The following is a 14,805-nucleotide window of genomic DNA, read 5'->3' on the forward strand; positions in this document are numbered from 1 at the left end:
TCGGTGGCGTCGGTGGCGTCGGTGGCGGCGGTGGCGTCGAGGGGTGAGGGGGGTGATCTCCGGCCGCCAGGGTTGGCCGGAGATCGCTCTAGCCGTGCCCGCCCCGGGTCCATACGATGCGGTCGCCCCTCGGTCTTCACAGCTCTTTCACAGGCCGCGGGGTCCTCGTGCATGTCTATTGACATGTGCATGTCTCTGATGGGAGAACCCCCCATGGTTCGTGGTCTCCTCCTGGGTGGCGCCGTGGCCGCCCTCTTCGCCTCCGCGCTGCCCGCGCAGGCCGAATCCCCGTTCGTCGACCCGCCGCCGGACAAGATCATCATCAAGGTCGCCACGGTGAACGGCTCCGGCTGTCCGCAGGGCACGGCCGCGGTCGCCGTCTCGCCGGACAACACCGCGTTCACGGTGACGTACAGCGACTACCTCGCCCAGGTCGGCGGCGGCGCCCCGTCCACCGCGTTCCGCAAGAACTGCCAGCTCAACCTGATCGTCCATGTGCCGGGCGGCTTCACCTACGCCATCGCCAGCGTCGACTACCGGGGCTTCGCCTCCCTCCAGCGCGGTGCGAGCGGCGTCGAGAAGGCCTCGTACTACTTCCAGGGCTCCCCGGACACGGCCTCCAGGACCCACACGTTCAACGGCCCCTACGAGGACAACTGGCAGGCAACCGACGAGACCGACTGGGCCCAACTGGTCTGGGCGCCCTGTGGAGTCGAGCGCAACTTCAACATCAACACGGAGCTGCGCGTCAACCGGGGGTCGTCGCCGGCGAACAGCACGAGCTTCATGACCATGGACTCCACGGACGGTGACATCAGCACGATCTACCACCTGGCCTGGAAGGAGTGTCCCTCCGGGTGAGCCGGTGGTGCCGGGTGCCTGCTGTCTTCGGGCGCCCGGCACGAGGGTTCCGAGGGCCGTTGTCCTTCCGCGGGCGGTGGGGGCTGGTCGCGCAGTTCCCCGCGCCTTCAAGACTCGGCCCTGCGGGGCGAAAAGCAAGGGGCGTAGCCCCTGCTTCTCAGGGGTGCGGGGAACTGCGCGAGAAGTCCCCGCCACCCGCACCCGCCGATGAACCCAGACCGCCGAGCCCTGGCGCGGAACTCACGCCGACGCCAACTCCTTCTCCAGCGGGGTCCGGAAGCGCGGTGTGACCCTGGTGGCGCCCACCCACTCCCGCAACCGCTCAGCCTCCGCACGGATCGCTGACTCGGCCTCCCGCCCCACCCCCTCCGCGTCCAGCACCCGCCACACGATCTCCCCGTCGGCCCGCTGGGCCCAGCCCCCGATCACACGGCCGTTCCACCACACCGTCGGCCCGACGTTGCCGCTGTAGTCGAAGAGGGCGGGCCGGAGTTCAGGGGCGAGGTACCAATCGCGTTGCTGCCAGCCCATGGCGCTCGGGTCGAGCGCGGGAAGGAGCGCGGCCCAGGGCTCGGCGGGATCGGCGACGGGCGCCTCGTCGTCGGCCGTCACATAGCCCGTGCCCTCGTCCAACGCCACGGCCCGCGCCCCGATCGCCGTCAGCGCCCGGCGGACCTCCGTGACCCGCCACCCCGTCCACCACTTGAGGTCGGCCTCGGTCGCCGGACCGCACACCGCGAGCCACTGTTCGAGCAGGTCCGCCTGGGCCTCGGCCACGTCCAGTTCGCGGTGCGCGGGGGTCAGGGCCCAGCGGAACTGACTGGACGTCCAGGAACCGAGCGGCCGTCCCCGTACGACCCTGCCTTCCACTCCCAGCACCTTGAGCAGCCGGGTCGAGACGGTGTGCATGCCCTCGTAGCTCTTTCCCGCCGCGTACACGAACCGCGTCCGCAACCGCGGTTCGTCCTCGGCGAGTTCGGACGCGGTCGCCTGGCCACGGCGGGCCAGCGCGGCCAGTGTCGACTCCTCGACCTCCTTCAGCCAGGCCGCGTCCGGGGCGCCGGCCGCCGCCATCTGCTTCAGCAGCGCGGTCCGCTCCTTGGCGGCGACCGTGATGCCGGTCGAGGCGTGCACCACGGCGGTCAGACCCGTCGGGAACACGAACACGGTGTGCCGCATGCCGTGCATCCGGACCAGCGTCCGGTCCGCGTACAGGGCCCGCTCGGTCTCGGCCACCGTGCGCGCCGGGTCGACGAGCCGTGCGCCCACCGCCAGATACACCGTGGAGGGATCCGAGCCGTGCAGTGCGACCAGCGAGCCGGCCACCTCCTCCGGCCCGGCCGCCCGCACGGATCCGGCCAATCTCTGCCGCAGCCCCAGCCGCGCCCGCCGCTCGGCCACCCCGACATACCGCTGTCCGTCGCCCATCCCGCTGCCTCCGCCCCCGGCCCGAAAGTCCTCGACCACATCCTCCCTGGCCCCACTGACAATCGGACGCGCCGGGAGCCGGCCCCGAGGACATGCCTCCCTCGGGGAGCCATGGAGACCTGGGGACGAGGGGGGGTGTCGCGCCGCCCGCCGTATGCCGTGCCGCCGCTCAGGCGACCCCGTAACCCGCCTCCGGCCCGCGTCTGGCCCGCGTCCGGCCCGCGTCGGGCTTGCGTTCGGCCCTCGTCCTGTCCTCGTCCGGCCCGTCGGGCCGTCGGCCGGGAGTCCAGGCGGTGTGCGCCCGCCGAGGCGCCGGACGCCCCCGTCCCTCCCCCGTCCCCCCGTCGGCCGAACTACGCGTACCGCTCGACCAACCCGCCCACATACGCCTCCAGCCGCGCCCCCAGCACCACCGGCGTCAGGTCAGTCCGCCCCAGTTCCCGCCAGGGCACCGCCAGCTTCTCCGCGTCGGGCGCGTAGGCGAGCGCGTCCAGCAGCCGCCAGTACAAGTGGGCTCGGTCCGCGGCCAGTCGACGCCCGTCCCGCGCCTCGTACCGCTCGCGGAACCCGAGCCCGTACTCCGCCCCGTACAAGAGCGCCACGGCGGTCGAGCAGTGGGCCACATCGAGATCTGCGGGGCCCCACGAGGTCTCCACCCAGTCCACGACCCCGCTGATCCGCAGACCCTCGCCCGCCCCCTCACCCTCACCCGCACCTGTACCCGTGAACAGGACGTTCCCCGGATGGAAGTCCCGGTGCAGAAAGCACCCTTCGTACGGCGGAGCCTCCCGCCGGATCACGTCCACGGCCCGCTCCCACAACGGGCCGCCGGGCGTGCGGACCCGCTCGGCTGAGGTCCACGCCTGATATGTACGGGGCCGTTCCTCCGACGTGGCCGGTACGACCGCGTGGATCCGGGCCAACTGCCCGGCCAGCAGATCCAGTCGCGCCTCCAGGTCCGCGTCCTCCTCCACCCGGACCGACCCCCGCAGCAACGACATCAGAAGCGAGGGATGGTCGGTGAGTTCGGCGGTCGGGTCGACGGCGTGGAGGTGAGGCGTGGGAATGTCGTCGTACGGCGCGAGCACCGTGAGGATCGTGGCCTCACGGTTCAACAGCCCGGGAGCGTGCTGCCGGAAGAACGGCCGCACGAACGACCGCAGGACGAGGCCCGTCCCGTCGTCAAGCGTCAGCCGCCGCATCTCGGAGGTCCAACCACCCCGTAGATCAGCCCAGTTCAGCACCGAGCGGCCTTCCGGCAACTGCTTGGCGACCCACGCCCGAGTCGCCTCCCACTCCTGACCGTCAAAGCTCATGCGACCAGGCTGCCGTATAAATGGGATGCCCGCGCACCCTTCCCACCAGCATCCTGGACACGCGCAGCGGAGTCGCCGAGCACCGGACCCCCGCAGGGGAGGCATCGCTTTCCGGCCCCGGGACTACTCTGCCAGTCATCACCGACGCCACGCCCCAAGGAGTCCCGTCATGGGCACCTTGATCCTCTCGGCGACCGCGGTTCTGGTCGTCCTGGGTTTCTCCAACCAAGTTCTGTGGCTTGCCGCAGTCGCCCTGCTCTACCTGTACATCCGCTACGGCCGTACGGGTGGAGGCTCGGCGGCGTCCTCGTCCGGCTCTCCGGCGGGCGGCGGCTCGGCACAGCCCGGCTCCTACCGCGCGTACCGCGACCGCCGTGACCAGCAGGCGAAGTGGGAGCGCCGTTACCGTCGCGAACGGCCCTTCGAGACACGTCGGCAGGAGCGCGGCAGCGGCAACCGGTAACGGAAGCAGGGCGCCTCGGGGCCGGTCACAGCCCCGGGGCACCCCAGATCGGGAACCACCGGCTCAGCTCGGGCTCTATCCGCAGATCGGCCCCGAGGGCGGCCCGGACCCTCAGCTCCAGCGCGTTGTCCCGCCGTCCCGCACCCGGTAGCGGCGCGAACGGATAGAAGGTCCCGCGCTTGTAGAGATAGACGATCCCGAGCCGCGCACCGCCGCCGCCCTCGTCCCTCCCCTCCCTCTCGTCCTCACCGTGGCCCTCTCGGTCTCCCCGGAAGCCGATCACCGAGCACAGCAGTTGCGGCCCGAACCCGTCGCTCTCGAGGGCGCTGTTGACCGCGTGCAGATCGCTCACGAGGGCGGGCAGATCCTGCGGCTCCCGCCGCGAGACCAGCCACGAGTAGCCGTACTCGTCCCGCTCGATCCCCACGGGTGGCCCGGTCCGCCCGGCGTCCGCGTCGAGCAGGGCTCGCACCTCCTGTCGTACGCCGTCGAAGGCCGCGCCCTCCACGGTCGCGAAGCACACCGCGCCCGTGCCGGTCGGAGTGAGGGAGAGGGCCGCCTCCAGGGTGATCGCGGCCGACGGCAGGGCGAAGAGACGGTCGAGGTCGGGCGCGACCGGCTTCGTACGGCCGAGGATGATGTCCAGGAGCCCCATGCCCGCTCAGCCCGCCTTCCCGGATCCCCCGGATCCCCCGGATCCCCTGGATCCCCCGGATCCCCCGGATCCCCCGGATCCCCCGGATTTCGGTATGGAGGAGGCCCCGCTCAACTCTGTCGAGATGCGGGCCAGTTGGTCGAGCCGTTGCTCCAGCGGCGGATGGGTGGCGAAAAAGCGGGCCAGATGCGGGTGGTCGCCGAGCGCGGGGGTGAAGTAGAAGGCGTTGAAGGCCTGCGAGGTGCGCAGGTCGCGGGTCGGGATCCGTGCGATGTCCCCGGTGACCTTGGTGAGGGCGGAGGCGAGCGCCGAGGGCCGCCCGGTGAGCAGGGCGCCCGCCCGGTCGGCCGCCAGCTCCCGGTACCGGGACAGCACGCGGATCAGCAGGAAGCTCAGCACGTACACGGCGGCGGAGACACCCATGACCGCGCTGAACACGACGGCGGTGTTCTGGTCCCGCCGCCCGCCGAACATGTGCGAGTAGAACGCGAACCGAACGACGAGTCCGGCGATCACCCCGAGGAACGAGGCGACCGTCATGACGGCGACATCGCGGTGCGCCACGTGCGACAGCTCGTGCGCGAGCACACCCTCCAGCTCGTCCGGCTCCAGCCGCCCGAGCAGCCCGGTCGTCACACACAGGACCGCGTGGTCGGCGTTCCGCCCGGTCGCGAACGCGTTCGGCATCTCCATGTCCGCCACCGCGACCTGCGGCTTCGGCACGTCCGCCACCGCACACAGCCGGTCCACGACCCCGTGCAGCAGTGGATACTCCTCCCGCTCCACCACCCGCCCGCGCATCGCGTACAGGGCGACCCGGTCCGAGAACCAGTACTGCGCCCCCAGCAGCACCGCCGCGATCACCACGACCAGCACCCACGACTTCAGCAGCGCGATCAACGCGGCCACGAACACCACGTACAACAACCCGAGCAGAAACACCGTGACCGTCATCCGCGCGGTCAGCCGAGGATCGCTCCGGAACCGGCTCTGCATCTGCACCACCCCGCAGTCAGGCACTCGTCCCACTGCCCAGTGTGCACCGACCCCGGTTTCAGAAGTTGGAGATCACGCTGGTGATCACCTTCTCGATCGTCTCGGCCTTGCGCGCGTCGTACATCTGCCCGCTGCCGGCGTCCGCGATCTCCTGGAGCACGGTCCTGCCCTTCAGATCCAGCTCGTCTGCCTCGTTGCCGTAGGCGATGGTGAAGATCCGCACCTGGGATTGCGAGGTGTCCCGTATGCGCTCCAGCAGTACTTCCTTCGAAAGGCTGCCGTTGTCCTCGTTCCGCCCGTCAGTGAGCAGGACGATCGCATTGATCGCCTTCGGGTCGTAGGCCGCGCGCATGGCGGCCGTGGCGGCGTCGAGGGTGTCGTAGAGACCGGTCGCACCCTCCGCCTCCAGGGCCTTGAAGTTCTCGGACAGCAGCTTCTGCCGCGTGCCGCCGGCCAGCTTCTCGTGGTAGGGACCGATCGGTACCAGTTCCTTGTAGTCCTTGTCGCCGCCCAGGTCCTCCGCGTCGGAGAACTTCCACAGTCCGACCCGGTCCGACCCCGTGAACTCGCCGAACAGCTCGGCCTCCGCCTGCTTCAGCCGCGCCAGCTTCGTGTCTGCCGTGCCGGGTATCTCGTCGTTCATCGACCCCGAGGTGTCGATGACGAGGAGCACGTTGGTGTGCCGGCGCAGCGAGGGCCAGATGTCCAGCAGGTGCAGCAGGACGTCGTCCTGGGGCGTGGACAGGGCGTCGAGCCGCGTGTCGGGCACGACTCCGCTGTCCTTGTCCAGCAGCAGGGAGCCCTGGCGGACCTCGCCGTCGTGGGTGCGGAAACCGTAGCGAGCGAACTCCTCGTCGAAGGTCCGAGGGCTCCGCAGATGGGCGAGGAAGTCCTCCGCCACCTGTTTCTTCGCCTCGCTCATGCTGTTCAGCTCGATGTAGGGGTGGTCGGAGTAGAGGATGCCGTCCGTCGGATAGAAGGAGACCAGGGGCGTGTCCGGTTCGGTGGTCTTCTCGCAGCCCTTCTCCCCGCTGAGCGCACCGCACGGGTATCCCGCGTTGTAGGCCGCCACGGTGCTCTCCTCCAGTGTGACGGCGGAGATGTACGACATGGCCTTCTGCGGGCTGATCTCGTCGGCCCGGCGGAGATTGGTGAGGAAGGTCAGCGTGGTCTCGCCGTAGTGGACCGTGGACTGCTCGATGCTCTCGACGAACGCGCGGTTCTCGGCGTCGTCGAGGCGCGCCTCGGTCAGCTCGCCTATGGTGCCGGTCGCGGCGTAGAAGGCGCCGATCGTGGCGTTGAGTCCGGAGGTGGAGTAGGCGGGGTTGGTCTTCCCCAGCCTGAAGTCGCCCCACGCCGGTTTTCCGCGGCCTTTCCGGCTCCAGAAGCCCTTGGCGTTCCTCGACCAGCCGGCCAGTTCCTTCCAGGAGAACTGGTTCTCGGGCCAGTCCAGGACATCGGCCATCGGCTTCGGCATCGCGACGGTGAGCGGGCTCTTCACGATCGACTTCGCCTGCTTCGGGAACACGTTCCTGGCCTCGCCCTTCGCATCGGCACGGGCCATCGAGAGCCACGAGGACCCGGCCGGCGCCCATACGTCGGGCTCGTTGCCGTCGTCCTCACCCCAGCCCCGCGTCAGCGCCCGCATGGCCTCGCCCGAGTTCTTGTCCTCGACGACGACTTCCACGCATCGTCCGTCGCTGCTCCGGTGACCGTAGGTCTTCGCCGCGTTCCGCAGGGGTTCCGACTTGTCGACGGAGGCGGCTATGTACAGGCTGGTGTCCGCCTTCTCGCACGTCGGCAGCGTGGCGGAGGCGGACAGCGGCTTGCCGCGCTCGGTGCCGGTGTCGTCGTTCCCGCACGACTGGAGGGCGATCAGTGCGAGCGTGGTCACCACGGCGACCGACGGAATCGCCCACAGCAGTCTTCGCCGGCCGGCACCGGCGGCCGGTTCCTTCGGGGGTGGCGGGACCGGACGGGACGCCGCCTCGGGCTCGGGCTCGCCAGGTGGCCTGCTCTCCTTCGAGGGCAGGCGAAGGGAGAGGGTGGGGAGGGTACGGGCCGGCCGGGCGAACGGCTCGATGTCGAGCGCGCGGAGTATGCGGACGGCCACCTCGGCCGCGTTGAGCGCGGCGTGCTCCTGGGCGTTCGCCGCCTCCATGAGCTTCTTGTCACCGTCCGCGAGGTCGCTGATGCCCCGGATGAGGAGCCACTGGAGTCCCTTGGAGACCTGGCTCTGGGCGGCCTTCGCGAAGCCGGCGCCCTCGGTCTCGATGGCCGCCGTGTCCTCGTAGAAGGTCCGGATGATCCGGTGCTCCGGGGCGTCCGGGGAGTCGATCACGGTGTCGCCGGACGCGACCGGTTTGAAGTGGATCCTGTAGGTGCTCAGCGCGCTGAGTCCGCGGGCCACCCGCTCTGCGGTGCGGACGACGTCGTCCGGCGGCTCCCAGCTCCTGGGGCGGGCCTGGAAGCCGTCCGCGGACTGCCTGCCCCGCTGGTACTCGTACACGGTCTCGGCGACGACGACGTCCCTGGGGTCGGCGTCCTTCCGGCCCGCGGCGATCCCGACGAAGAACGCGACCTCGGGCTTCACCTCGGTGAGCCAGCGGCTCACCACCGTGGCGGTCGTGGTGTTGCCGACCCCGGTCTTCGCGAGGTACACCCGCCAGGGCACCCGGCCGTTCAGCGTGTAGACGACGTGATCGGCCTCGTCGGCCACAAGTGTGGCCGGTGCGTTCGTGAGATGGGCTTCGACCTTCTCGTATTCGACCGGAAGGGCCGTGAAGATGATCGCTGTACGCGCACGGGCTGCTGCCACACCTGACCAACCGATCTTGACGCGGACTCCGACGTTGCATCACCCAAGAGGCTCTACAACATCATGCAGCCCGATACCCCTGGCAGGCATGGGTATCCACAAGAGCGTTCCCTAGTACTGCGCCCGGAAGTTGACGTACCCCACCAACACGATGATCGCCGCCACCGTCCCGAAGACCACGGTCGTCGACACCCACGACGACCGCCGCCGCCCCACATGCTCAGGATCCGCACGGAACGGTTGTGGCCGAGGCGGGTTCTCCTTCCAGCGGGCGGCCAGCATCCGGGCGCGCGCGGAGGGCTCCTTGTGCTCGGCGTTGTCGGCCCACTTGATGTCGAACTCGCGCTCGTAATCGTCCTGTTCGGGCATCCCCGTGTCTCCCCGTCGTCTCTCTCGAACAGCCGTGCCAGCACCATACGACGACGCCCCCGTCCCGGGAAACGGGAACGGGGGCGCCGTGCAACGGCTCAGCGGCCGGTCAACACCTCACTCGTGGAGCGCGGCTCGATCACACGTCGAAGTACAGCTCGAACTCGTGCGGGTGCGGGCGCAGCTGGAGCGGGGCGATCTCGTTGGTGCGCTTGTAGTCGATCCACGTCTCGATCAGGTCCGGCGTGAAGACGTCGCCCTGGAGGAGGAACTCGTGGTCGCGCTCGAGGGAGTCGAGGACGGCCGGGAGGGAGGTCGGGACCTGCGGGACGCCCGCGTGCTCCTCGGGGGCGAGCTCGTAGAGGTCCTTGTCGATCGGCTCGGCCGGCTCGATCTTGTTCTTGATGCCGTCGAGGCCGGCGAGGAGCAGGGCCGAGAAGGCGAGGTACGGGTTGCCGGAGGAGTCGGGCGCGCGGAACTCGACACGCTTGGCCTTCGGGTTCGAACCCGTGATCGGGATACGCATCGCGGCAGAGCGGTTGCGCTGCGAGTACACCAGGTTCACCGGGGCCTCGAAGCCCGGGACCAGACGGTGGTACGAGTTCACCGTCGGGTTGGTGAAGGCCAGCAGCGACGGGGCGTGCTTGAGGATGCCGCCGATGTAGTAGCGCGCGGTGTCCGACAGGCCCGCGTAACCGGCCTCGTCGTAGAAGAGCGGAGAGCCGCCCGACCACAGCGACTGGTGGACGTGCATGCCCGAGCCGTTGTCACCGAAGATCGGCTTCGGCATGAAGGTCGCCGTCTTGCCGTTCTTCCACGCCACGTTCTTCACGATGTACTTGAAGAGCTGCAGGTCGTCGGCCGCGGCGAGCAGCGTGTTGAACTTGTAGTTGATCTCGGCCTGGCCGGCGGTGCCCACCTCGTGGTGCTGGCGCTCGACCTGGAGACCGGACTTGGCCAGCTCCAGGGAGATCTCCGCACGCAGGTCGGCGAAGTGGTCGACCGGCGGGGTCGGGAAGTAGCCGCCCTTGTAGCGGACCTTGTAACCGCGGTTGTCCTCCAGCGCACCGGTGTTCCAGGCGCCCGCCTCGGAGTCGATGTGGTAGAAGGACTCGTTCTCCGAGGTCTTGAAGCGCACGCTGTCGAAGACGTAGAACTCGGCCTCGGGACCGAAGTACGCGGTGTCGGCGATACCGGTGGACGCCAGGTACGCCTCGGCCTTCTTCGCCACGTTGCGCGGGTCGCGGGAGTACTGCTCGCCCGTGATCGGGTCGTGGATGAAGAAGTTGACGTTGACCGTCTTGTCGCGGCGGAACGGGTCGACCCGCGCGGTGGACAGGTCGGCGCGCAGCGCCATGTCGGACTCGTGGATGGCCTGGAAGCCGCGGATCGAGGAGCCGTCGAAGGCCAGCTCCTCGGCCGGGTCGAAGGCCTCGGCCGGAATCGTGAAGTGCTGCATCACGCCCGGCAGGTCGCAGAAGCGGACGTCGATGAACTTGACGTCCTCGTCCGCGATGAACTTCTTGGCCTCGTCGGCGTTCTGGAACATCCAGCTCCTCCTACTCCCGACGTCTCCTGCCGGGGTGGTAGTTCGTTCGTGCTGCCAGTGCGGTGGCACACGCTGTCGTCGACACTAGGGACGGGTGGTTTCTCGTACGTGACCCATTTGTTTCGCACAAGTTAACCGGACATCCCGCCCCGCACCCCACCTGTCCGTATGGCAGAACGGTCGCAGTACCGTGGTCGGGTGGACAAGAGGCAAGCAATCGGATCGTGGCTCTCCGGCCCCCGCGCGGCCGCGGAGGACGCCGGAGTCGACTTCGGGTACAGGGGAGAGCAACTCGGTCTGCCGGAGGAGGGGTCTGGATCCATCGCCCGCCCCGGCCGACGCCTCGGGGCCCTCGCCGTGGACTGGGGGCTGTGCCTCTTGATCGCATACGGCCTGATCACCGACGGCTACGACCAGGCGACCAGCAACTGGGCCCTGCTCATCTTCTTCCTGCTGCACGTCCTCACCCTGGGCACGGTGGGCTTCACCCCGGGCAAGCGCCTCTTCGGCCTGCGTGTCGTCGCCCAGGACACCGGCACGGTGAACCCCTGGCGGGCCGCCGTCCGCACGGTGCTCCTCTGCCTGGCCATCCCGCCCCTGGTCTGGGACCGCGACGGGCGCGGCCTGCACGACCGGCTGGCGCGCACGGTGGAGATCCGCATCTGACGCCGATATGACGCTCGGCCCGCCGCCACGACGAGGATCTCGGCCCGGCGCCAGGACGAGAGGCTCGGCACGCTGATACGACGAAGGGGGCGCCCGGAATGATCCGGGCGCCCCCTTTCTCGTACGAGGGGAAATCCGCGTCGGTGGTCAGCGAGCCTTGGGTCCGCCCTTTGGCATGCGCATGCCCTTGGGCATCGGACCCTTGGGGAGCGGCATGTTGCTCATCAGGTCGCCCATGGCGCGCAGGCGGTCGTTCGTGGCGGTCACCTGGGGGCCGGAGAGGACGCGGGGCAGCTTGAGCATGGTCGTGCGGAGCTTCTTCAGCTCGGTCTGGCCCTCACCGGTGCCCACGACCAGGTCGTGCACCGGGACATCCGCCACGATGCGGGCCATCTTCCGCTTCTCGGCGGCCAGCAGGCTCTTCACACGGTTCGGGTTGCCCTCGGCGACCAGGACGATGCCGGCCTTGCCGACGGCCCGGTGCACCACGTCCTGGCTGCGGTTCATCGCCACCGCGGGCGTCGTGGTCCAGCCACGGCCCACGTTGTCCAGCACCGCCGCTGCGGCGCCCGGCTGGCCCTCCATCTGCCCGAACGCGGCCCGCTCGGCCCGCCGTCCGAAGACGATCGCCGTCGCGAGGAAGGCGAGCAGGAAGCCCAGGATGCCGAGATAGATGGGGTGACCGATCAAGAAACCGATCGCGAGGAAGACACCGAAAGTGATGATTCCGACAGCCGCGAGTACAAGACCGATCTTCTTGTCGGCCCTGCGGGTCATCTTGTACGTCAGAGCGATCTGCTTGAGTCGCCCGGGGTTCGCAGCGTCCGCTGCGGTTTCCTTCCTCGCCATGGCACGAAGTCTACGTGTCCGGGGAAGCGAGGACGACGGCGGTGCCGGTGGGGACCGGAGACCGGCGGCAGCGCGCTGGGGAAGCGGCGCCGGGCGGCGGCGGGCCGACGTGGAGCGGGAACGGTGGTCGTGCGGGAACGGTGTGGTGCCTCGCTGCGGCACGCGAACCGTGTGCCGCGCGAACCGTATGCCGCGCGAACGGTGTGCCGCGCGAACGGTGTAATGCGTCGGGGCGGGGTGTCGGTGGTTCGGTGGTTACGACATGCGCGACGCGACGACGGCCTCTTCGAGGACGCGCTCGGCCTCGAACCGGTCCTTGGCGCGGCGGCGGTCTTCCAGGACGGAGGTCCAGGCGTTGCGGCGGGCGGTGCGCTGACCGCTGCTCAGCAGCAGCGACTCGACGGCACGGAGTGCATCGGTGAACGACGGGATCGCGGTGGCGCGAACGGGCGCGGCCTGCATGGTGGAGGTCCCCTCGGGAATGGCAGGCCTGGGCCAGGCCTGTACCGGGTGTAAAACCAGGGTCACTGATTGGTGTTACCAGGGCATGACCGGCTGGTCAAACACGCATGAAACGTGGATGCGCGGCCGTTGAAACCCCGACGCGGCCCCGACAGTGCCCTCATCTGCGAGGACGGTCGGGGCCGCGCTCAATCGGCCATTACTGACGAGTAGCCTCTTGTGCTCAGGTTCACACGATGTGCTGGCACTCCGTGCCATTCGGCCCAGCGCGGGCCGAGCGTCGTCCGGCCGACGCCGGGGCCGCGATGTGACGAATCAGACGGCCTGCGAGGCGGCGTACGAGTCCCCCCGCTGCGGAGCGGCTGAATGACGCTGTTCGATGGCCATCTGGTAGAGGCGGCCGGCGCGGTACGAGGAGCGGACGAGCGGGCCGGACATGACGCCGGAGAAACCGATCTCCTCGGCCTCCTGCTTCAGCTCGACGAACTCCTGCGGCTTGACCCAGCGCTCCACGGGGTGGTGGCGGACGCTCGGGCGCAGGTACTGGGTGATGGTGACGAGTTCGCAGCCGGCGTCGTGGAGCTGCCGCAGCGCCTCGCTGACCTCCTCGCGGGTCTCGCCCATGCCGAGGATGAGGTTCGACTTCGTGACCAGACCGTAGTCGCGGGCCTCGGTGATGACCCTCAGGGAACGCTCGTAGCGGAAGCCGGGGCGGATGCGCTTGAAGATCCTCGGGACCGTCTCGACGTTGTGCGCGAAGACCTCGGGGCGGGAGGCGAAGACCTCCTCCAGCAGCTCCGGGACGGCGTTGAAGTCGGGGGCCAGCAGCTCGACCTTGGTCCGGCCGGCCTCGCGGTTCGCGGTCTGCTGGTGGATCTGGCGGACCGTCTCCGCGTACAGCCAGGCGCCGCCGTCCGGGAGGTCGTCGCGGGCGACGCCGGTGATGGTGGCGTAGTTCAGGTCCATGGTGACCACGGACTCGCCGACACGGCGGGGCTCGTCGCGGTCCAGCGCCTCGGGCTTGCCGGTGTCGATCTGGCAGAAGTCACAGCGTCGGGTGCACTGGTCTCCGCCGATGAGGAAGGTGGCCTCGCGGTCCTCCCAGCACTCGTAGATGTTGGGGCAGCCCGCCTCCTGGCAGACCGTGTGCAGGCCCTCGCTCTTCACCAGGTTCTGCATCTTGGTGTACTCGGGGCCCATTTTCGCCCGGGTCTTGATCCACTCGGGCTTGCGCTCGATGGGGGTCTGGCTGTTGCGGACCTCCAGGCGCAGCATCTTGCGTCCGTCGGGTGCGACTGCGGACACATCGGCTCCCTGTGCTTCGATTCTTCGGCGTCCCCCAGGGTACGCCCGTGCGGTTCTCGGTCTCCGGGGTGGGCAACCTTCGGCTTCACGGCGGCATTCCCTTCGCCCCCCGCCGTCCCTACCCGTCCCGTCCCCAGGGGGCGCGTGCCCCTTCGACGCCCGGTCAAGACTCGGGGCTCCGCCCCGAACCCGTTCGCGCAGCTTCCCCGCCGCCCCTCTTCGGGGGCGGTGGGGGCGAGGGGGCCCGGTCGTCAGGCCGAAGCCCGTTCCACCACCCGGGGCTTCGGGTCCGCGTTCTCCAGGACGTCCCGCAGATGCCGCTCGGCCACCGGCAACACCTCGGCGATCGTGACGTCCCGCCCCAGCTCGCCCGCGAGCGACGCGACCCCCGCGTCGCGGATTCCGCACGGGATGATCCGGTCGAACCACTTGTTGTCGGGGTTCACGTTCAGCGCGAAGCCGTGCATGGTGACGCCCTTCGCGACCCGGATCCCGATCGCCGCGATCTTGCGGTCCTCGCGCCGCTGCCCGGCGTTCGAGGGCGCGTATTCCGGCCCGTTCATCCGGGGGTCGAACTCGTCGTCGGTCATCCGGGGGTCGAGGTCCAGCGAGAGCCCGCCCAGCCGCTGTTCGAGCGGATCGCCGAGCACCCACACACCGCTGCGGCCCTCGACCCGGGTGGTCTCGACCCCGAACTCCGCACACGTGCGGATCAGGGCCTCTTCGAGGCGGCGTACGTGTGCCACCACGTCCACCGGGCGCGGCAGCTTCTGGATCGGGTAGCCCACGAGCTGGCCCGGGCCGTGCCAGGTGATCTTGCCGCCGCGGTCGACGTCGATGACGGGGGTGCCGTCGAGGGGGCGTTCGTTGTCGGCTGTGCGCCGCCCGGCCGTGTAGACCGGCGGGTGCTCCAGGAGCAGCACGGTGTCGGGGACCTCGTCCGCGAAGCGTGCCGCGTGCACCCGGCGCTGCTCGTCCCACGCCTCCTGGTACTCGACGGCCTCCGTGCCGAATCCCATGCGGACGAACCGCAACCCACTCACGGCAAGCGCCTCCCTCGGCGGCACC

At 69.6% G+C, this 14,805-nt stretch carries 13 protein-coding genes and 1 pseudogene; 3 read left to right on the forward strand and 11 right to left on the reverse strand.

The window, feature by feature from the left end; genetic code table 11:
- Positions 1 to 213 precede the first annotated feature (213 nt).
- The gene (locus ACFY9I_RS28520) at positions 214 to 861 is read left to right on the forward strand and encodes a DUF4360 domain-containing protein (RefSeq protein WP_391006734.1); all 648 of its coding nucleotides are present in this window, start codon (positions 214 to 216) and stop codon (positions 859 to 861) included.
- A gap of 240 nt (positions 862 to 1,101) precedes the next feature.
- Here the strand turns inward: ACFY9I_RS28520 and ACFY9I_RS28525 are convergent, their stop codons facing one another.
- Entirely contained in the window at positions 1,102 to 2,289 is a 1,188-nt protein-coding gene (locus ACFY9I_RS28525; protein WP_391006736.1) for a DNA glycosylase AlkZ-like family protein, read from the reverse strand.
- A gap of 353 nt (positions 2,290 to 2,642) precedes the next feature.
- Complete coding sequence (locus tag ACFY9I_RS28530) at positions 2,643 to 3,605, reverse strand: phosphotransferase (protein ID WP_391006737.1); 963 nt, start codon at positions 3,603 to 3,605, stop codon at positions 2,643 to 2,645.
- A gap of 169 nt (positions 3,606 to 3,774) precedes the next feature.
- On the opposite strand from ACFY9I_RS28530, the gene ACFY9I_RS28535 reads away from it, so the two are divergent.
- The gene (locus tag ACFY9I_RS28535) at positions 3,775 to 4,068 is read left to right on the forward strand and encodes a hypothetical protein (RefSeq protein WP_391006739.1); all 294 of its coding nucleotides are present in this window, start codon (positions 3,775 to 3,777) and stop codon (positions 4,066 to 4,068) included.
- 25 nt (positions 4,069 to 4,093) lie between these two features.
- On the opposite strand, the gene ACFY9I_RS28540 is transcribed toward ACFY9I_RS28535, so the two are convergent.
- The 5 genes and pseudogenes from ACFY9I_RS28540 to glnA form a co-directional block, all read right to left on the reverse strand.
- The gene (locus ACFY9I_RS28540; RefSeq protein ID WP_391006741.1) at positions 4,094 to 4,723 is read right to left on the reverse strand and encodes a hypothetical protein; all 630 of its coding nucleotides are present in this window, start codon (positions 4,721 to 4,723) and stop codon (positions 4,094 to 4,096) included.
- 84 nt (positions 4,724 to 4,807) lie between these two features.
- A pseudogene (htpX, locus tag ACFY9I_RS28545) lies at positions 4,808 to 5,719 on the reverse strand (zinc metalloprotease HtpX); the annotation flags it as partial.
- 58 nt (positions 5,720 to 5,777) lie between these two features.
- Positions 5,778 to 8,537 carry a substrate-binding domain-containing protein gene (locus ACFY9I_RS28550; protein WP_391006743.1) on the reverse strand — a complete coding sequence of 920 codons (2,760 nt, stop codon included), beginning with the start codon at positions 8,535 to 8,537 and terminating at the stop codon, positions 5,778 to 5,780.
- 111 nt (positions 8,538 to 8,648) lie between these two features.
- Positions 8,649 to 8,906 (reverse strand): hypothetical protein, encoded by a 258-nt coding sequence (locus ACFY9I_RS28555; protein ID WP_391006745.1) that lies wholly within the window; start codon positions 8,904 to 8,906, stop codon positions 8,649 to 8,651.
- 139 nt (positions 8,907 to 9,045) lie between these two features.
- Positions 9,046 to 10,455: a type I glutamate--ammonia ligase gene (gene glnA, locus ACFY9I_RS28560; RefSeq protein WP_391006746.1), complete on the reverse strand. Its 1,410-nt coding sequence runs from the start codon at positions 10,453 to 10,455 to the stop codon at positions 9,046 to 9,048.
- A gap of 198 nt (positions 10,456 to 10,653) precedes the next feature.
- Between glnA and ACFY9I_RS28565 the strand changes: the two genes are divergently transcribed.
- Positions 10,654 to 11,121, forward strand: a complete 468-nt coding sequence (locus tag ACFY9I_RS28565) for an RDD family protein (protein WP_391006748.1) — start codon at positions 10,654 to 10,656, stop codon at positions 11,119 to 11,121.
- 147 nt (positions 11,122 to 11,268) lie between these two features.
- Here ACFY9I_RS28565 and ACFY9I_RS28570 read toward each other — a convergent pair whose 3' ends face one another.
- The 4 genes from ACFY9I_RS28570 to lipB all read right to left on the reverse strand — a co-directional run bounded on the left by ACFY9I_RS28570 (position 11,269) and on the right by lipB (position 14,780).
- The gene (locus ACFY9I_RS28570; RefSeq protein WP_391006750.1) at positions 11,269 to 11,970 is read right to left on the reverse strand and encodes a DUF4191 family protein; all 702 of its coding nucleotides are present in this window, start codon (positions 11,968 to 11,970) and stop codon (positions 11,269 to 11,271) included.
- Positions 11,971 to 12,225: 255 nt separating this feature from the next.
- Positions 12,226 to 12,432, reverse strand: a complete 207-nt coding sequence (locus tag ACFY9I_RS28575; RefSeq protein WP_391006752.1) for a hypothetical protein — start codon at positions 12,430 to 12,432, stop codon at positions 12,226 to 12,228.
- Positions 12,433 to 12,747: 315 nt separating this feature from the next.
- The gene (gene lipA / locus ACFY9I_RS28580; RefSeq protein ID WP_391006754.1) at positions 12,748 to 13,737 is read right to left on the reverse strand and encodes a lipoyl synthase; all 990 of its coding nucleotides are present in this window, start codon (positions 13,735 to 13,737) and stop codon (positions 12,748 to 12,750) included.
- A 251-nt stretch (positions 13,738 to 13,988) separates the two neighbouring features.
- Positions 13,989 to 14,780, reverse strand: a complete 792-nt coding sequence (gene lipB, locus ACFY9I_RS28585; RefSeq protein WP_391006756.1) for a lipoyl(octanoyl) transferase LipB — start codon at positions 14,778 to 14,780, stop codon at positions 13,989 to 13,991.
- Between the last annotated feature and the right edge of the window lie 25 nt (positions 14,781 to 14,805).

Source organism: Streptomyces sp. NPDC012510 (genome assembly GCF_042955065.1).
Taxonomy (GTDB): Bacteria; Actinomycetota; Actinomycetes; order Streptomycetales; family Streptomycetaceae; genus Streptomyces.